At 41.4% G+C, this 19,154-nt stretch carries 19 protein-coding genes; 7 read left to right on the top strand and 12 right to left on the bottom strand.

What is annotated here, in order from left to right; all coding sequences use genetic code 11:
- Position 1: 1 nt before the first annotated feature.
- The 6 genes from dnaG to NTX86_03665 all read right to left on the bottom strand — a co-directional run bounded on the left by dnaG (position 2) and on the right by NTX86_03665 (position 6,400).
- Positions 2-1,825 (bottom strand): DNA primase, encoded by a 1,824-nt coding sequence (gene dnaG / locus NTX86_03690; protein MCX5922406.1) that lies wholly within the window; start codon positions 1,823-1,825, stop codon positions 2-4.
- Positions 1,826-1,866: 41 nt separating this feature from the next.
- Complete coding sequence (locus NTX86_03685; protein ID MCX5922405.1) at positions 1,867-2,664, bottom strand: prolipoprotein diacylglyceryl transferase; 798 nt, start codon at positions 2,662-2,664, stop codon at positions 1,867-1,869.
- A 6-nt stretch (positions 2,665-2,670) separates the two neighbouring features.
- Complete coding sequence (locus tag NTX86_03680; GenBank protein MCX5922404.1) at positions 2,671-3,267, bottom strand: hypothetical protein; 597 nt, start codon at positions 3,265-3,267, stop codon at positions 2,671-2,673.
- 40 nt (positions 3,268-3,307) lie between these two features.
- A complete protein-coding gene (gene mnmG, locus NTX86_03675; GenBank protein ID MCX5922403.1) occupies positions 3,308-5,152 on the bottom strand; it encodes a tRNA uridine-5-carboxymethylaminomethyl(34) synthesis enzyme MnmG in 1,845 nt (614 codons plus the stop codon).
- A gap of 118 nt (positions 5,153-5,270) precedes the next feature.
- Entirely contained in the window at positions 5,271-5,744 is a 474-nt protein-coding gene (locus NTX86_03670) for a hypothetical protein (GenBank protein MCX5922402.1), read from the bottom strand.
- A gap of 173 nt (positions 5,745-5,917) precedes the next feature.
- Complete coding sequence (locus NTX86_03665; GenBank protein MCX5922401.1) at positions 5,918-6,400, bottom strand: hypothetical protein; 483 nt, start codon at positions 6,398-6,400, stop codon at positions 5,918-5,920.
- A 186-nt stretch (positions 6,401-6,586) separates the two neighbouring features.
- Between NTX86_03665 and mraY the strand changes: the two genes are divergently transcribed.
- On the top strand, positions 6,587-7,651 hold the full coding sequence (gene mraY, locus NTX86_03660) for a phospho-N-acetylmuramoyl-pentapeptide-transferase (protein MCX5922400.1): 1,065 nt from the start codon (positions 6,587-6,589) through the stop codon (positions 7,649-7,651).
- Positions 7,652-7,654: 3 nt separating this feature from the next.
- Here the strand turns inward: mraY and alr are convergent, their stop codons facing one another.
- Positions 7,655-8,830, bottom strand: coding sequence for an alanine racemase (gene alr / locus NTX86_03655; GenBank protein MCX5922399.1), 1,176 nt, complete (start codon positions 8,828-8,830; stop codon positions 7,655-7,657).
- Positions 8,831-9,008: 178 nt separating this feature from the next.
- Between alr and NTX86_03650 the strand changes: the two genes are divergently transcribed.
- Positions 9,009-9,653, top strand: a complete 645-nt coding sequence (locus NTX86_03650; GenBank protein MCX5922398.1) for an ankyrin repeat domain-containing protein — start codon at positions 9,009-9,011, stop codon at positions 9,651-9,653.
- A gap of 138 nt (positions 9,654-9,791) precedes the next feature.
- On the opposite strand, the gene NTX86_03645 is transcribed toward NTX86_03650, so the two are convergent.
- Positions 9,792-11,105 (bottom strand): APC family permease, encoded by a 1,314-nt coding sequence (locus NTX86_03645; protein ID MCX5922397.1) that lies wholly within the window; start codon positions 11,103-11,105, stop codon positions 9,792-9,794.
- Between the two features lie 103 nt (positions 11,106-11,208).
- Here NTX86_03645 and NTX86_03640 point away from each other — a divergent pair, with 103 nt between their 5' ends.
- Positions 11,209-12,312 (top strand): HD domain-containing protein, encoded by a 1,104-nt coding sequence (locus NTX86_03640; GenBank protein MCX5922396.1) that lies wholly within the window; start codon positions 11,209-11,211, stop codon positions 12,310-12,312.
- A gap of 19 nt (positions 12,313-12,331) precedes the next feature.
- A complete protein-coding gene (locus NTX86_03635; GenBank protein MCX5922395.1) occupies positions 12,332-13,357 on the top strand; it encodes an ankyrin repeat domain-containing protein in 1,026 nt (341 codons plus the stop codon).
- Between the two features lie 9 nt (positions 13,358-13,366).
- Here the strand turns inward: NTX86_03635 and NTX86_03630 are convergent, their stop codons facing one another.
- The 3 genes from NTX86_03630 to tgt form a co-directional block, all read right to left on the bottom strand.
- The gene (locus tag NTX86_03630) at positions 13,367-13,957 is read right to left on the bottom strand and encodes a hypothetical protein (GenBank protein ID MCX5922394.1); all 591 of its coding nucleotides are present in this window, start codon (positions 13,955-13,957) and stop codon (positions 13,367-13,369) included.
- A gap of 76 nt (positions 13,958-14,033) precedes the next feature.
- Positions 14,034-14,777: an RNA methyltransferase gene (locus NTX86_03625; GenBank protein MCX5922393.1), complete on the bottom strand. Its 744-nt coding sequence runs from the start codon at positions 14,775-14,777 to the stop codon at positions 14,034-14,036.
- Between the two features lie 3 nt (positions 14,778-14,780).
- Positions 14,781-15,911: a tRNA guanosine(34) transglycosylase Tgt gene (tgt, locus tag NTX86_03620; protein ID MCX5922392.1), complete on the bottom strand. Its 1,131-nt coding sequence runs from the start codon at positions 15,909-15,911 to the stop codon at positions 14,781-14,783.
- A gap of 126 nt (positions 15,912-16,037) precedes the next feature.
- Between tgt and NTX86_03615 the strand changes: the two genes are divergently transcribed.
- From NTX86_03615 to NTX86_03605, 3 genes are all read left to right on the top strand, one after another.
- Positions 16,038-16,406, top strand: coding sequence for a hypothetical protein (locus tag NTX86_03615; GenBank protein ID MCX5922391.1), 369 nt, complete (start codon positions 16,038-16,040; stop codon positions 16,404-16,406).
- Positions 16,407-16,543: 137 nt separating this feature from the next.
- On the top strand, positions 16,544-17,119 hold the full coding sequence (locus NTX86_03610) for an ankyrin repeat domain-containing protein (protein MCX5922390.1): 576 nt from the start codon (positions 16,544-16,546) through the stop codon (positions 17,117-17,119).
- Between the two features lie 30 nt (positions 17,120-17,149).
- Positions 17,150-17,683: an ankyrin repeat domain-containing protein gene (locus NTX86_03605; GenBank protein ID MCX5922389.1), complete on the top strand. Its 534-nt coding sequence runs from the start codon at positions 17,150-17,152 to the stop codon at positions 17,681-17,683.
- A gap of 38 nt (positions 17,684-17,721) precedes the next feature.
- Here the strand turns inward: NTX86_03605 and NTX86_03600 are convergent.
- Positions 17,722-19,154, bottom strand: a 1,433-nt coding sequence (locus NTX86_03600) for a hypothetical protein (GenBank protein ID MCX5922388.1), incomplete at its 5' end; no start/stop codon positions are given.

Genomic DNA, 19,154 nt, shown 5'->3' with positions numbered 1-19,154 from the left:
GTTATATAATATTTTTTTCTATTACAGCCTGCTTCAATTCCAGGAAATCCTGCATTAATTTTTCGACATCTTCAATGTTGTTTTCATTCTTTGCTTGTGTCAATTTCGTCTTTATTGCGTGCACTATACTCTTCCAATTCTTTTTGTGGAATTGGAGCACTAACTGCTCAAATGCCTCTGGCTGTATGTTCTTTTCTTCTTGTTCCAATAAAAGCTTGCTTACATACTGTTGTTCGTACTCATTGAGTGTGTCGAAAAACTGTATAAAGTCTATGCCTTTACGGTGCTCTGTTAATGATTTTAGTTTTTCTAGTATATCACGTAATGGAGCTGGAAGATACTCGAGCAAATATTTATCGTTTTTACTATTAAATAATTGCATATTGTCCATTATAGCAGAAAAAATCATTTTTTCCAGCTTTGGTATGGGCTGGTAGACTGGCGGTGTATTGGCTGGTTTCTCTGGTTTTGCTACGGTTTTTGGTTGCGCGGAGGCTAATGATAATTCTGTCCCGCTCACCCTGAGTGATTCTTTTTGAGAATCGTATCGAAGGGCGGTTCGTGCTAGTTCGTTTTGCATAGATTGCAAAGGGATGTCCAGCGTTTTGGCAGCTTTTTGGAGCAGAATGTCCCGTTTTAGTGAATCGTCGATATTGTGAATCGTGGCGACGAGCTTTCTTACCAGGGCAATTTTTTCGCTGAGCGGTTTGGTGCTGAATTCATTGCCGGCTGCATCAATAAAGAACATAAAAATATCTTGGGCTTTTGCAATAAGCGGCTTGAGGTCATTCCCTTTGCCAAGAAATGATGCAGGGTCTTCTTTGGCAGGTAGACAAATAACTTTTGGTTCAAGACTGACTTGCCAACAGAGTTCAGTGAGACGCAAGATTGCTTGGTGTCCAGCATTGTCGCTATCGTAAATAATGTAGAGCTGTTGGGTGTAGCGAGCAAGTTGTTTGAGGTGTTCTGTTGTGCAGGCTGTGCCGAGCGTTGCTACGGTATTAGGATACCCATGTTGAACCATTGCTACGCAGTCGGTGTACCCTTCAACCAAAAATGCAGTTTCGGTTTCTTGAATACTTTTTTTAGCTAAATCGATGCCAAAGAGTAACGACCCTTTGGTGAAGAATTCATTTTCTCGTGAGTTGTAGTATTTAGGGCGCTCGTCATGTGGTTTAAACACGCGGCCGCCAAATCCACAGTATCTTCCTAAATGATCTTTGATAGGGAACATTAGGCGTTCTTCAAAAGGTGAATAAAGGACTGTTTTGCCTTGGCTTAAAATATTAGCTTCAATCAGGTCGTGAGGCAGAATTTGATGCGTGCCCATTGCTTTCATGAGATTCTGTACAGCAGCCAATCCACCAGGAAAATATCCGATGGTAAAATAGCTTGCCATGTTTTTGGTAAAACCCCGTTTTTTCAGATAATCCATGAGCATGGGTGATTGCAGGAGGCTCTCGTGGCACCAGGTTGCTACGGCCTTGCAAAGCTCGTAATAATGTTTGCTTTTTTCCGGCTTATATTCGTGACCGTCGAATGTATCGGCAGGCGGATTGAGTTGATAGCGCTCGACCAATAATTTTGCAGCTTCTATGGGCGAGCAGTTTTCGACTTTAGCGATAAAAGAAATGAGGTCGCCGCCGCTGTTGCAGCCAAAGCAATAATAAATTTCTTTATGAGGGCTTACCGTGAATGATGCGGTCTTTTCGTTATGGAATGGGCAGTGACCTTTCCAATAGAGTCCAGCTTTTTTGAGTGTTGTATAATTGCCTACTACATCCAATATAGAGAGGGATGATTTGATAAAATTAAAAAGACTCATGGGCAATTTCCGTTTAGTTTAGGCGTTTGGTGGAGCGTAGGTTATTGGGCGTTATTGTATCGCTCATTATTAGTGTAACGGATTAAAATCAAACCTACTAGACCGGCTGTAAAAAGCCCTAAAGCAAGCCATTGATGTGCGGAAATTGTGTGATGCATATCCCCTGAAAAATACTCTTGATCGTCACGGAAAAAGTCGACTGAGAAGCGTACGGCGCCTTCAGTCATAAGGTAAGCCATGACCAATTGTCCGGGGATAGTGACTTTTTTTTGTAAGTAAAAATAAAAGAAAGCAAAAACAAGGAGCATAGCGATTGAGGTATAAATTTGTGTTGGATGCAGAGCAATGTTCAAAGGTGCTTCGCTCTGTTGGTCTGAATAAACAATTGCCCAGGGGAGATCGGTTGGTTTGCCGTAGCAACAACCGGCCATAAGGCAGCCAAGGCGGGCAATAGCTTGTAAGAGCGGTGCATGAATTGCGGCTATATCAAGCAGGGGAAGAACGGGGACATTAATGCTCTTTAAATAGAAAGGCATAACTAGCACTATGGCAATAATGCCGCCGAGTAATGAAAGGCCGCCATTCCAAAGACTAAAAAATGAACCTATGCTCTCAAATTCATCATACGAATTAACGATAAAAAGTAATCGTGCGCCGATAAGCCCTACAATTAAGCTCAAGCCTACTGTTTCAATAAACTTTTCGGTGGAAATAATTTTGGCGCGGCGCGGGTGACGGAGGCATAGCCATACAAACAGAAGTATGGCAGCTGCTAGAGCTAGGCCATAACTATAGATTGAAAATGGACCCCACAGGTGACATAGTTCTCGACGCATCATAATTTTTTACTTATTTTTATAACTGTTAATGGGTTCTAAGAGCGTTGCAGGAGACACAAGAATTTGTGCAGGTTCATTTTTCCAATCAAAGTCGATGGTGAGTTCTTGTGTAGTGCTAGCTACTTGATAGCTAGCTTCTTTCCATCCATTGCGGCTACCGCCTTGGAATTCCCAATCGAAACGGAATTTTAATGGCTTGGTAAGGTCGGCAGTTACGGTGTTGGCGATGCGCGTTACTTTTTGTCCATTAAAGGTCAAAATCAGTGTGCCATTACAGGTCAATTCAAATTTATTGGGATAATGCCACATCATAAACTTGTAGTAACCAAAGGTTTCTTTGCCAAAGCAGGCATCATTGATGGTAATGGTTTGTTCGACCTTAGGTGCAATTTTTTGTGCTTGCTTGATTGATGGCACATCTGTTTTTACAAGCGATGCTGGCGAGACTATAGGAGATTCTTTTTGTTGTTTTCTTACTGACGGTTTTTGGCTTGCTGAGCAATAGGCCGGTAGTTTTTCTTTTTCAGATTTTTTTGTGCGGGTGTGCAGAATGATTGGCAGGCAAATCAGGGTAAGTAAGAAAAATAGATGCTTTAATTTCATAAAAATCCTTATAGCGAGGTACAGTTCTTTTGTTGGTACCTTACCCAATTTTACACGATGATTCAACTATATTTTTGCTTCTACTCATGTTTCTGATCTTAAAAATCAGAAGCGATATAGCTGCTGGCGTTATACCTTGAATGAGCGATGCTTGGGCAATGGTGTGAGGTTTATATTTGGTGAGCTTTTGTTGCAGCTCTCTTGATAACCCTGGCATGTCAATATAATCAAGCGTTGCGGGGATAATGAGCTCTTGATGCGCCTTGGTTTTTTCTACTTCTTTTTCCTCACGTTTTAGGTAAGGTTCATACCGAACTTCAGCGTAAATTGTTTGTACGCTGCGGTCAGAAAGTGTGTTGGTTGTAGATTCCTTAATGGCTTGGGCGTTGCATTCTAATTCACCAAAAAGTTTTAATAGTTGTGTATTGGTTTGCCCAGCACGCAAATCGGTTAATGTTTGGTTGATAATGTCTTTTTCTTGTTTGAAGTCGCGGTACAGTTGTTCGTCAATCATGCCGAGTTTATACGCGCGATCAGTCAAACGAAGGAATGCGTTGTCTTGACGCAGCAACAAGCGACGTTCGGCGCGTGAGGTAAACATGCGATAAGGTTCGTCAACGCTGAAAGTAATTAGATCGTCAATCATAACGCCGATATAACTTTCAGTGCGGTCTAAAATAAATGGTTCTTGTTTTTTTACTTTTAAGTGGGCATTAATACCGGCAACAATTCCTTGGCCGGCTGCTTCTTCATACCCGGTGGTACCGTTAATTTGTCCGGCTAAAAATAAGCCGCCAACGGTTTTAACTTCTAGCGTGTGGTGCAATTGGTTTGGCATAACAAAATCGTATTCGACGGCGTAGCCTGGGCGTGTGATGACTGCTTGCTCAAAACCAGCAATCGATTGAATGTATTCTTTTTGTACGCTGACTGGCAGTGAGGTGGAAAGCCCATTCGGATAAATTTCTTCTGACGATGCGCCTTCTGGTTCCACAAAAATATGATGTGAGGTTTTGTCAGCAAAGCGGGAAATTTTGTCTTCAATAGAAGGGCAGTACCGTGGGCCAATGCCTTGAATGTTGCCACTGTACATAGCTGATAAGTGTAAGTTTTTTCTAATAATCTCGTGTGTTCTTGCATTAGTTTCGGTAATAAAACAGGGACGTGTTTCAACAGAGCTGTGCGGATAAAACTCAAACAGATAGTTTAAGTTATCCGGCTCTTGTTGTGTCATCTTGCTAAAATCAATGCTTGAGCGAAGTAAGCGTGGTGGGGTTCCTGTTTTGAGGCGGCCAAGCTTGATACCCATTTTTTCTAAGAAAAATGAAAGCGTTAAAGCTGCTTCTTCACCTTGGCGGCCAGCAGGATAGTTTGTCGGCCCGATATGAATTTTACCGTTTAAGAAGGTTCCGGTGGTAATAATTAAGGTTGGCGCTAAATATTCTGAGCCATCACGGGTTTTAATGCCACGGATGTTACGTGCGTCATCAATAAGAATTTCTTCAACCATGCCCATGCGCAGAGTCAGGTTCTCAATTCGCTCTAGAACTTCTTTACTCAATTTGTTGTAGGCGTACTTGTCGATCTGTAATCTGAGGCCTTGGACGGCAGGACCTTTACGCGTGTTGAGCATGCGAGCTTGCAGGTAGGTTTTGGTACATAACTTTGGCATGAGGCCACCCAGGGCACTCAACTCGTAAACGATGTGACCTTTGCCTACACCGCCAACGGCCGGGTTGCATGGCATAAGACCTATGGTGTCCAAGTTAATGGTTACCAAGAGTGTCTTTGAGCCCATTTTGGCTGCAGCGTGCGCTGCCTCTATGCCAGCATGGCCACCACCAACAACAATAACATCAAAATCATAAGACATAGTTTGATTCATAATGATTAACGCGAAACCTAAAAAATGATAGGGGTATAAGACTTTTTTATAATTTTTAGTCTACTTGAACTGGGTAAAGCTGGCAAGTTAGAGCAAAAAAAGGTCTGGCGGTTGGTCATTAGCAGGTGAGGCGATGGTGTAGGCTTTTAAAAAGTGATATATTTCCCCGATTTTTGACCGCAGCGGGCAGTAAAAATTTAAACGGCCTGACATTCAATGCCATGCCAATAGAGTTGCGTGAGCCGATGTATTGTTTTAATATCGCCACCATTGCGATAAAATGGTTGTTGAGATCGAGGAGGTTTGGCCTCACGCTTTTGAATTGCGGGTTGTCGTAGACACCTTTGAGGGTCTTGAGGTCTTGGTTCATGCGTTCTATATGTTGCGTGAGGGGTAGTTCATTTTTTGGGTCAAAGAATTCAAAAACTGATTGTTCGTATTGTTTATAAAATTCATTGAATTGGGCAAGCGTAGTGGGGTTGGTGTGTTTTAAGGTGCTGACTATGGTGTCGCGAATGGATTCGATTTTTTCTGTTGCTTGAGCGGTAGATGTAGCTATACAGCAGATGACGAGCAGTAAAAAACGCTTCATGAGTTCTCCCGGTTTTAAATAATAATCCCAGAGTAGTATAGTACCCTGGGATTATTATTTAAAATGATTCTTACAAATAAAGAATATAACCTACATTTCCCCATCTAAGGATCATTGAGGTGCGATCGACACCATAGGGAATAAAAGAAAGGATGATGTAAATGTTTAGTCTATTAGCATGCTAGGCGGTGATTGATTGCGCTAGCAAGTTCAAATACGTTCTTACTTCTGATGCAGTTAGGCAAAAGAGGTTTGTATTTGTTAAGTTTTGTGCCAAGTGAAAAGGCGGTTCGGTTTTCTCTTAAGATCTTGAGCATGTCGACAAGATCTTTATGCAGCTTGGCAAGTGTTGCCTTTGCGCTTTGATAGTGTGGATGTTCTACAAATACGAGCAAGGCTTGTACGTATACTTGTATTCTATCCAAGTGAATTTCGTAGCGTTCGTTATTGCTTTTATCTAAGAAATCACAGAGTACCTTGCGAACATTCTCGCGATAATTAACGATGTCTGTGTGATTTGCACCGGCACGTCTGATATGTGTTTCCACATGATCCAAGATCTCTACGATATCTCGTGCTTGCGCGCTGCTTGCAATTACTAATCCTACTACCAGCAACAAGCTGTTTTTAATTCCATTTTTTGATAAAGGACACATCATAAAATTCCTCCGTGTCTTGGGGGTTTATTTGTTTATTTAAACATGTTTTATCACCTACTCAGTCTAAACCATAGAGTTCTATAGTCAACAGGGGGGGCAATAGGTTGATTTAATAGTGATTTAAGCTATTCTGGACTGAGTAATCGTTATTGCCATTTTCCCCATTTTAACCAGGTTTTTAGTGTGTTATACCATATATCGCTACATCTCAAGCAATGTGCCCCATTTTTTAACGTATTTCATTATATCAGTGTGCGGGCAGTTACCTCTCTTCTAACCGCCCTTATCTTCTCCTTTATCTTTGGCGATTGGTTTATTGCTATGTCCAAGAGATTTTTTAGGTCTAAGGCTCGTGAGTGGACCCCAGAAAACCACAGAAAAAAGGACGATATGCCAACCATGGGTGGGCTCTTTATTCTGATGGTGGTCGTGGGCAGTGTCCTTGTATGGTGCAATTTGGCCGATGTTCGCATCTGGATATTTTTATGGTGTTTGCTTGGCTTTGGCGCCATAGGTTTCTGGGACGATTGGAACAAGATTCAGAAGAAAAAGGGCATTTCGGCCGCACTGAAATTTAACCTGCAATGTTTTGTGGCGGGGGTGACCGGGTTGCTTTTGTATGCTACCCAGGTGGTTGATACCACGATAGTATTTCCCTTCTTTAAAAATCTACAACCTGATATTGGGTTGCTGTTTATTCCTTGGGTTATGTTTATCTTGGTAGGAACCAGTAACGCAGTCAACCTGACCGATGGTCTTGATGGTCTTGCCATTGGGGCATTGGTGCAAAACTTTGCTACGTTTTCTTTGGTTTGTTACTTGGCTGGGCACGCCGTGATTGCTTCTTATTTGCATATTCCTTTTGCCGGTTGCGCAGAACTGACCGTTCTTGGTTCTATTCTTGTCGGCGCATCGCTAGGCTTTTTATGGTATAACACCTATCCAGCCCAAATTTTTATGGGTGACGTTGGCGCATTAGCCCTTGGTGGTGGTTTAGCGTTGATGGCAATCATGGCAAAGCAAGAGATGCTACTGCCTATTGCTGGCGGGCTCTTTATGCTCGAAACCGTATCAGTGATGTTGCAAGTTCTGTCATATCGTTACTTGGGACGACGCCTTTTTAGAATGGCGCCGATTCACCATCATTTTGAATTGCTTGGTTGGCCTGAAGCAAAAATTACTGTGCGCTTTGGCATCATTTCTTTAATTCTTTGCTTGCTTGCTATTGTGACATTAAAGTTGCGATAGAGATTATAGTTTTATAATACGCGGTAACAATGGATTGATGCGTGTGGTTATTTCATAGTTAATAGTGTCGCATTGTGCGGCTAAATCGTCAGCACTTATGCCAGCTCCTAGTAGCGTTACTTCATCGCCAATGGATGCATCGATGCCGGTAATATTAATGCAGGTGAGATTCATGGCAACTCTGCCAATAATCGGCGCTTGTTTGTTGTGTACGAGTATCACGCCTTTATTAGAAAGTTTTCTGCTCAATCCATCCCAATAACCAACCGGTAAAACTGCAATGCGTGTTGCTTCTTTTGTTTGATACGTCAAGTCGTAACCAACATAACTTTCTGCTGGAATTTCTTTAATTTGAATGATCGTTGTTTTCCACGACAGTACTGGTTTTAATGTAAAATCTGGATGCAATTTTTGTGCGCGTTCTTTATTACTTAGTGATGGCCATAAGCCGTAGATGCCAATGCCAGCCCGTGCCATGTTAAAGTGACTGTTGAGATTTCCGGTGATGCCAGCAGATGATGCTGCGTGGCAATACGGAATGTGGATATTGTGGTGCTCAAGAGAATTTAACACGTGTACAAATCGAGAAAGCTGCAGGGTCATATAGGTTTGGTCTTTATTCTCTGAGTTAGCAAAGTGAGTGAAGATGCCTTCGATGTGAATGTATGGCATGCGCGAGAGTGTGGTAATAAATTCCAAGGCAGTGTCTATTGGCACGCCAAGGCGAGCAAGTCCCGTATCAATTTTCACATGCACTGACATTTTTTTATTATATTCTTTACCAACGTTATTCATTGCTTCAGCCATAGCAATGGTATACACAACGAGGGTGATGTTGTGGAGAGCGGTTTTTTTTATATCAGCATCAATGATACTTAGTACGAGTAATGGTTTTTGTATGCCGAGGGTGCGCAGCGTGAGAGCTTCTGACAAGCTTACAACACAAATCATGCCAATAGCTTCGTGATTATCAAGAATTTTAGCAACCTGTTCTATGCCGTGGCCATACGCATTACTTTTAATCACGGGTGCAAGCAACGCAGAACCTATAACAGCTTTATAACTCTGTATGTTATGTTCGAGCGCTTGTTGATTAATTTCTAACCATGTTGCTGCATGAACGTATTGTTGGTCAGGAGTAATTGCTGTGCGGTTTGTTGTGAATTGTGTAAGGTTCATGATGTTCTCAATGTTTTTGTGTTTGCGTTTATCTTAGTATGACATTAAATTGTCATTAAAATAAAGAGTTATTTTTATAGTGCGTTAGATATTTTTTCTGGATTGTTCATATAAAAACCTTTATTTTTTACTGAAGTTTAAATGTCACATTGTTTTTTAAAATAGGATTTATTATAGCATGCGCAAACTAATTCTTGTTTTTGTCGTAGTCATAGTAAGTCTCCATAATAATGTTACTACTTCAATGGCGTTTGACTTGAACACTGGTTTGTTGCAACTGGCTGTTGTTGGTACCGTGTGTCATGGGTTAATTCATTGTTTTAGAGATAGCCGTTTAACAAGGGCGGCTTGCAATGGTGATGCAGAAAAAGTTTCCATGTTGGTTGAACAGGGTCACGATGTAGATGGCGTTGGTGTTGATGGTATGACGCCCTTAATGCATGCAGCTAGACATGGACATGCTGATTGCATGCGGGTGCTGATAGGCGCTCGAGCGAATATTAACAATACTGATAATGTCGATTGGACAGCGCTTATGCATGCCAGTTATGAGCAGCGCATTGACTGTATAGATGTGCTATCAAGAGCTGGGGCCAACATGAATAGTCGAGACGATCATCGAAATACTGCACTTATGCAAGCGACTTATATGAACAATATAAAGAGTACAGAAGCATTACTTAAAGCTGGCGCATATGTAGATTCCTGTGACGCAGATGGTTTTACTCCCCTTATGTGTGCTGTTCGTGGGAGGCGTGTGCAACTGGCACATACTTTACTTTCATATGGTGCATCCATGTATGTGAGGAATGCATTGGGTTAAACAGCAGAACAGATCGCACTGAAAACTGAAAAAGAATCAATGATCAGACTGTTTAAATATTACAAAAAAAAGATTTATTTCTCTAGGGAGTCCATTTGTGCCCCAGCTGCTTGATGTTTACCATGAAAAAGATCAAATTTATTGTTTGTGTGCGCGCTGCAAAGTAATTTTATACATGCCAATGCCGAACGCGATTAACAATGAATACACAATGAGTGAACTCATTCCTTTCACAAAAAAACTATTGATGCATGCTGTCATTAATATGGCACAACTTACTAATCCAAGCATAGGAATCCAGCGTTTGATGGTCGTAGCAGGATTATTGCGTGTTGCATGCAAGAGTGCTATCACGCTTAAGGTGTAGGCAATAACGCATCCGAGGGCACCAATTTGTTGTAAGGGGACATGATTGCCTTGGCTTATTATCAAGTACATTAAGCAGAGCGCACCTTCGACCAAAACGCAAGCAAAGGGAATGAAGTTGCTATTGAGTTTGGTAAAGAATCGAGAACCGATAATATGGTGGTGTTGTGCCAAGATGTGCAAATTCCATGAGTTGCTAAAGATGATGCCATAAGCAGCCCCCAAGGTGGATGATGCAATGGCTATATGCAGTAATCCTGCCAATTTATGGGTGAGCAGGGAGTCGCCAAACAGTGCATGTAATAATGCGGGAAATGCTCCGCGATAATCTACATGGGTTAATGTAGTGCCGAGTGCACCATAAAAGAGTGCCTGATATAAAAAAGCAATTGATATCACAATGCCAAAAGAAATAAGTACTGCCAGCGGTGCATTTTTGTGTGCATCTTTAATTTTACTGCTCATGGAGCATGCAGCCTCAAAACCAATGACTGCATAAATCACTAAAGGTAAACTCGTATAGATGCCATCCCACATGATTGTCGTGGCGATGAAATTATTCGTTTGAAACAAAAATATACCGCTTAAAATCGCAAAGAATATTGGAATTGTTTTAAAACCAATAAACATGGTTTGTATGGTGCTACCGGCTTTCATATTTAACATATTGAGCGCAGAAAAAAGGCAGACAACCATGGTGTCGAGGGCAAAAGGATGTATCCATGCAATGCTGGGTATAATGAGCTGGAGCAAGGTGACTGACACGTGGATCATCAGCATACTAGAGGCCAACTTTGAGGTGAAGTAGCTCCAACCACTTAAAAATCCAATAAAAGGATTGATTTCTTTTTGTGCAAAGGTATAAAACCCACCTGCTGGGTGCAGTCGCAATAATTGTGCGATAGAAAGAATGAGCGGGAGCATGAGAACGCCAACAATAAGATAGTTGAAAGCGCCGAGCATACCAGCTTGTTTTGCCAGTTCTGGTGTATTGATAAAAATACCTGCGCCAAGCATAATATTGATATTAATCAAAACAGCTGCGGGAAGTGATAATTTATACTCTTGGGTATGGGATATGCTCATGTAAAAAACCTTTAGCTTATTATATATTTTTCGTCACCTAGTCTGTAAGCTTAATCTGAATTGTTTCAGAAGCCAAGTCTAATAAGTTTGCAGGAGAATACTCATGATAAACAAGAAAAATTATTCATTATTATTGGGATTATTACTCATCTTTGTCAACCCGCTTCAGGCAGAAGTGCTTGTGATCGATAAAGGTGATGAGTTAGTGGTGCAGACTGAATACGGTGATTATAAGGTGCATGAGCCTGTGTTAGTAGAGATAATACGGTCTTCTGCTTTCGAGCGGTTAAAACATATTGAGCAATATGGGGTAACGGTGTACCGAGATGCTGCTTGTGGCAATAAAGGAATTTCATTTTCTCGTTATGACCATTCTTTAGGTGTTTTTGTGTTATTACGGCATTTTGGTGCTTGCTTGGATGAGCAAGTGGCGGGGTTACTTCATGATGCTTCTCATACGGTTTTTTCTCATGTTGGCGATGTGGTATTTGGGACCTATTTTTCTGAATCTTCTTTTCAAGACGATAAGCTTGAATGGTATTTGGACAAGGTTGGCATTATGGATATTTTGAAAAAACACCATATTGGTGGTTGTTGTTCTGCAGTACAAAAGAAGCAACAAAAGATGCTGGAACAAGATAAGCCAGATTTGTGTGTGGACCGCATTGAATATTTATTGCGCGGTGCGCTTGCCGATCAATTATTAACTGAGGCTGAAGTGCGTGCAATCGTCAATGACCTTTGTTTTGAATATCCTGAGTGGAGCTTTGAGCATGTAGCTCAGGCACAAAAATTAGGCATGATTTCTCTATGGTTTTCTGAGTATGTGTTTGGTGCTGCATCAGATGGTTACACCTACCAACATGCGGCGGTTGCTCTGAAGCGTGCTGTTGAGCTTAATCTTATTACTACGGATGATATTTGTTTTTCTCAGGATGAAATTATATGGAATATATTGTGCAGCAGTCACGATGATATTATTGAAAAAGCACTTGATAAAGTAATGCATTATGTGCGTTATTATTCTTTGAGTGATGAGTCTGACTATGATCAGCATGTCAAAGTAAAATGTTTTGCGGTTAATCCTTGGGTGCAAACGGAACAAGGCTTGCAGCGTTTAACAGCTATCGACGCGGAGTATGCCGCTGAATATAAGCGCGTTGAAGCTTTGGCGCGAAAAGGTTGGTATTTAAAGTTCACGAGATAATCCAGCAAGAGGGGTTGTTATGTATATAAAAAAAGGAATAGCTGCTTTGCTCCTAAGCACAAGTAGCATTATTATGCCATGCCAACACAATCAAGATGGCTATGAAAAGGTTGGTAATATTTTAAAATTGTTTGCACATAAGCTTTCATTCATGAGCATACGCGACAAAGTGTCTGGTGGAGTACGTAATTCGTTAGAGTGTGCACCATTGGACGTCAATGCATTCGATAGTGACGGACAAATACCACTTACCCTTGCAGTCCAACCGGAGCCATTCTACAAGGTTGGTAATATTTTAAAATTGTTTGCACATAAGCTTTTATGCATGAGCATACGTGATCAAGTGCCTGGTGGTGTACGTAATTCGTTAGAACGTACAACATTGGATGTCAATGCATTTGATAGTGACGGACAAACACCACTTACCCTTGCAGTCCAACCAGAGTCATCCTACTTTGATCTATTTCCTGTTATTAATGCTGATATAGTATGTTCTTTATTAGATGCGCAGGCAGATCCCATGGCAAAAAATAGTGCCGGGCAAACACCCATAGGGCTTGCTATTAAAGCTAGAGATGTGCATATCGTAGGACTTCTTTTGAAAGCATTAGAGTGTCGCCAACAATTAACTGATGAACTTGCGCGAAAAGCGGTCATGCTTGCGGCTCAGAACAAAGATTCATCCATGCTCAAAATGTTAATAGAAAGCGGTGGTAATCCACACCTCAAGGGTTATAGAGGCTTTACGCCACTTATGCGTGCGGCAGAAAATAACGATGCTAAAAGTATCTATCTTCTCATGATAAAGAGTAAAGTGAATCCTAATGAACAAAATGATGAGGGATTAACGGCCTTCATGATTGCGGCACAAAATGGCCATTGCAATGCAGCTCAAGCGTTAGTTGATTGCAGCAAAATTGTGGCGGCACAGACTACAGGGCTTGCTTTGCGGGGGTCTATTCGCAATAAACAGGGAAAGACAGTGTATGATTTAACCATGCCAAATTATATGAAGGCATGGCTTAAAGAACATGCCCGGAGATAAGGGGGTTGCTTATGGTTTTGTATAAAGATCTTTAAGCGTACGATACATTTTTGGATGTATCGGTGTCTCTTTGCCAGTTTCAGTATCTATAAAAACACATTGTATGGTGTGCTTATTTTTTTCATGGAATTCGGCACAGCTTATTATAGTTTTTTCGTTGGCATTCAATTGCGCATATCCTTCAATGTGATTTTCACGCTTAAATTGAATTATGGATAATTGAGGTGCTGTGTGTGAAGTAGCGCTTGGCAGAAGTCTGTAAATTGTTGCTGCATTGGCTAATAAAAGGCCTCCAAGTAGTATTCTTATACATGTCGTTTTGCAACGAATTTCTCTCTGTATTTCTGAGATGTCGTCTAACAGTTGTTGGTTTTCTTTTGTAAGTGTTGACAATGGTTTGGTTCTTACTATGACGAGCTGAGGAGTGGGAGCTCCAAAGAACCGATGCATGATGCGTGTGCAGCATGACTTTTTTTCTAGTTGTTGTTTTTGAGCAGCTGGTTGTACTGCGATAGAGGTTACTTTTTGTTCCATGGCATATGCTGGTGCTGCCAAGATTAAGCAGAGGAGAAGTAATGTCTTGTATGCTGTGTTTTTCATAGGTCAATTCCTCGTTAGAACATATCGCCGGCCATTGCTGACCGGCGATAATTATGTATAAGTCTCGATTGGTTTTTTATTTGCCAAAAACTTCGTAAGCAGCAATTGAACCAGCAACAGCAGCATTCAAGCTCTCAGTGTTTCCTGCCATAGGGATGGTGATGCGTTCGTCGCAATCGGCAAGCCATTGTTCAGGAATGCCATGTGCTTCACTGCCAATAACGAGTAATGCAAATTCTTTGTTAATGGTTTGCGGGTTTTTTCCGCCATCAACAACTAAAGCATAGAGTTTAAGTTGTTTTTTATTTTCCAAAACTTCCTGCCAATCCCATGAAAAAATATTCACGTGGGCAATAGTGCCAGCGCTTGCTTGAATTACTTTTGGATTGTAAGGGTCAACACCTTCTACTACCACCAGTGACTTAATGTTCATCGCAGCACAAGTACGGATTAAGGTGCCCATGTTGCCTGGGTCGGAAATATTTGCAAGAACCAAGCCTGGGGTAATCGTGTGCGGAGCTAATGCTTTTGGAATGGCAAAAACGGCCAATATGCCACTAGGGGAGGTTGTTTGGCTGATTTTTTTGAGCACTTGTTCTGACACAAGGGTGATGTGATCATCGGCCACAAGTTCCTGCGCTTGTGGCATTAGTTTTTCTGTAGCATAGAGCATAAACGGCAGCATGCCCTTTTGCACCATGGTTGAAACAGTGCGAATACCTTCGGCAATGAATTTGCCTTGTGCATAACGTTCTTTGCTGTCTTTTAGTGCTGCTACTGACTTAATTTCCATGTTTTCAATGGATATGATCTGTTTCATAGTCTAGAGTTCTCCTTCGAGAATTTTGCGGCGATAGTCCGCCATTAATTGAATCATAAAATGTAAATTGTGAATGGTTGCAAGGCTATAAGCCACCATTTCTTTTGCTTTAAAAAGATGGTGAATATAGGCAACGGTGTAATTTTGGCAGACCATGCAGGTGCAATCATCTTCGATTGGTCTGAACAGTTCTTTGTTGCCACTGTTTAAAATTTTTAGATTGCCGCGTTTGGTGAACACCAAACCATGGCGAGCGCAACGGGTTGGGTGTGAGCTGTCAAATGTGTCGACCCCTTCCTTAATGCACTGCTCGAGCGATAATAGATCGCCAATGCCAAGCAAATGATTTGGTTTATCGGTAGGGAGTTGTGGCATGGTGTGCGCAAGCATAGTGAACATATCTTCGCGTGTTTTTCCTAAACTGCCACCAACAGCAAAGCCATCAAATTCTAATTTGGTCAGATATTCGCAACTTTTGCTGCGCAATGCCGGGTCAATGCCACCATGAATTACGGCATACATTGCCTGATTATTGGGGTTGGCAAGGTGTGTGTTGAGTGAGCGAGTTTCCCAGCGGTGGGTACGATGCAATGATTCTACCAGTTTGCGTGGATCGATGTGGTAGGGCGGGAGTTCATCAAGGGGAATAATAATGTCCGCACCAAGATCCTTTTGTGCTTGAACTGAAGATTCGGGAGTTAATAGTACGGCATCACCATTGCGATATGACCGGAATAACACACCGTCTTCGTTAATTTTTATCACCGAGCCGTCATGTTTTTTTTGTCCTTTGCTTTTGAGTTCATCGTTGACGGTGCCGTAGGCCAAGCTGAATACCTGGAATCCACCAGAATCGGTAATAATGGGGCCACTGCGTTTTATAAATTTGTGCAAGCCGCCAGCTTTTTTAATGGTGTTAGGGCCTGGTTGCAAAATTAAATGGTAAGTATTACAAAACATGAGTTGTAAGCCTAAAGACTCAACCATAGTGCTGTCAACGGCCTTCAGGGTAGCATTGGTTCCTACTGCCACAAAACCAGGCGTCTCGATGATACCGTGAGGTGTGTTGATTATACCTACTCGAGCACGAGATTTGGATGATTTATGAAGAATTTTAAATGAAAATTGGGTCATGGTTATTATCATACGGTTAAAGGGGTTTTTTTACATTATAGCAAAAACAAGCGCATTAACATAGGCGTTTTGCTAGGATTGACTTAGAATAAAATTATAACTATACCCAGTTATTAAAGGATTCTTATGAAAAATTTTATTTTTGTAGTATTAATTTCAGCGACTTGCTCTGTTGATGGCATGCAAGAGAACAAAAAAGATGCGCCTTCATTAGAGGTCATTAAAGAGGAGCAATCTGTAAATCAAGAAACGCATGAGCAGCAGGAACAAATAATCATTAAGGCTATGCTTGCTCAGCATAAAATCAAGCCGTCTAATAATCATGAAGTTTCTAAGTTGGGTGCTACTTTTTCAAAAATTAGACATAAACCTTATCGGCCAAGCTCTCGCACAAGAATAAATGATTTAATGAGTGGAATAGATGATACTCCGGTTTCACCGACTGGCGTTGCTGCAGATTCTATGGCGACAGAATCAATGAATGCAACAAAATAAAAAGATCGCTTCAAGGCGTCTTCTGGGCCAACGTAATCAACATTTTTAAATTACATGTCATTCTTATTGCAACTGTCACTGATAATCATATACAATTTCCTAAAGAAGAATTTTATTAATCTTGGGAAAGGGTATATATGAAGAATATGGTTCGTAGAATGCTTGTTGTGGGATTATTGCTATCTTCGTGTGTAGCGCATGAATCAATAGCTCGTTCTGAGTACAAGAAAAAAACAAAAGATAGTGCCGATGTGAGATTACTCAAAGCGGCTGAATTAGGTGATGTTAAAGCCATGCGTAAGGCCCTGAAGGCTGGCGCCTCTCTTGAAGCTCGTAAAGCCAAAGAAGATAACCGCACAGCACTCATGTTGGCAGCTTTAAAAAAACATCATGAAGCAGTTGACTTTTTGATTGAACAAGGGGCTGATGTTAACGCCGTTGATGCGTACGGATGCTCAGCGCTTGTTAAAGCCGGATATATCGGTGATGCATACATTGTTGACGCATTACTGAAAGCAGATGCTTGTGTTGCATGTGTGAATAAGTATGGAGAAACAGCACTTATGAATGCCGCTGAATATGGCCATGTTGCTGCAGTAAAGCGTTTACTTAAAGCCGGCGCTAATCCCGCAGCAAAAACAGACAAAGGAAAAACAGCATTAGATCTTGCCAAAGATCCTGCTATTATTACTCTACTTCAAAAATCTAACTAGTTTTTTTAGATCTAATAAAAGGGCTCTGCTATGAATGCTTATTTTTTGCAATCTGTAGCGGTGATAGCGTTGTGTAGTTTTTCTTGCTTAAGAGCTATGGAATCGGAGGCGAAATCGAAAGATTTAACTGTTCTTACGCAAGCAATGCAGGCGCATGCCAATAGAAATTTTCCTGCGGCGGTGCTAAAAAAAGATTACCGAGACATGCGCCGATTACTTCGTGCAAAAGCAGATCCCAATGTTAAGGATGAGAGTGGAAATACTCCCCTTATTCTTGCTGCAGAGAAGAATGATTCTAAATGCATAGAATTTTTGCTTGGAAAAAATGCTGCTATTAATCACCAAAATCATGATGGTAATTCAGCTATTATGGTTGCCGTGTCTGAACGGAAGTACTTTTCAGCTTGTGCATTGTTGCAAAAAGGTAGCGCAGTCGATTGTACGCTTAAAAACAAAAATGGTCATACGGTGGGCGATTTGGCACGTACCCGCACCTTTAGAGAGTTGTTTGAGGAATATGCAGAATTACTTATGGTAGAAACAATTACTGATCATCAAAGATAATTTCCATAGGAGCAGCTTTCAGATTTGCTTACTCTGAATTATATATGCTTATCTTTTCTTTGAAATGGCAAAGGTTTATCTCCAAAAAAGACACGCATATCAAAGAGCGTACTCACATTTGGAATAAATGGCGTATCTACCAAGTCTCCTAATGGAGCATCTGGATAAAGTCCTTCGCCTGTAGAAGCATTATGCGCCATGATTGCTTGATCTTGAGCAGTTTTTAGGGCGATATAGGTTGCGTCAGTTTTTTGTTGTAGTTCTTTCATCGTATTAATTAATGCTTGGTATGCTTGTGTAGCATCGCCACCCAGCAACTCACCAAGATCTTTAGCATTGATTATTTCGGTGTAAACAGCTTGCCCCATAGGATAGACTTGCTCCATAATGTATTGCGGAGTTGTGCTGGCAGCAAGGCGTTCTGAAGCGATATTTAAATATGAGTAGGCGCGGTCCATGGCTTGCTTCATGAAGAAATAAATTTTTTCTTGAGCCATACTTACTGTTTCTGCTGCATAGCTCATCAGATTTTGTGCTGAAGCTTTGATGGTATCATCTTGAATAGCATCGACTAATGCCTTGGCGTTTTTAGCTTCTATGAGCGCACTTTCTGCTTTTTTGAGTGCGCTTCTGTTGTCATCTTGGGTTATTCCTGCACTAACAGCATCTCGTGTTTGTTGATTTTTAGCCATGCTGCTTTGAATAGCGACGAGGGCAGTATATTTATCTTGCGCTATTTTGACTAGTGGCGTTGCGTCGGCTAGGGCTCTTTGAGCGGCTGCTTTAAGAGTGTCATTAACGGTGCTAGCTGCATAATAGTCTTGATTGATTTCGGCTGATCTAAATGCTTGGAATGCTTTTTCAAGTGCTGGTTCTAGTTGCTCGAGTGTATGAGCTGCGTCCACGGCTGTTCGTGCCGTATCTACATTTTTTTGAGTTTGAGTTATCGCTGTTTGGTCACCGATTAATTGTCTGAGTTTAAGCAGCGCTTGTGCTTGTGTGTAGGATGCGTCGCCTACTATATTTTGAGCTTGTGCGATAAGAGTGTTGTGGAGGGCAGCATCATTCGTTTTGTAAGCCGCATTTTGGGCATCTTGAGCCTTATTTAATGCAGTTTGGGCTTGCTCCAAGGCTGCTGTAAGAGCATCTTGTGTAGTGGCAGCATCTAAGACCTTTTTGGCAGCAGCTTGGGCGGTTTGTGCTTGAGTTATTGCCGTTTGAGCTGCTGTAGTCGCTTCTTGTGATATCTTCTGCTCATCGTTTTTTAGTTGATCTAATTTGCTTTGCGCATTTTGTACAAGAACGGTAGCACGCATGAGTGCATCGCTAGCGGTTTTTTTCATATCATCATTGGTCGTCATGGTTAATTTTTGTGCATCCTGAACTCGTTGTAAGGTTGCTTGTGCTTGAGTGAGCGCTGCAGCCATATCGCTTGCTGTTATTGCTTTATCAAAGACTTTTTGAGCTTCTT

This window comes from Candidatus Dependentiae bacterium, from assembly GCA_026389015.1.
Classification (GTDB): domain Bacteria; phylum Babelota; class Babeliae; order Babelales; family Vermiphilaceae; genus JAPLIR01.
This window is presented reverse-complemented; position numbering and strand designations above follow the sequence as displayed.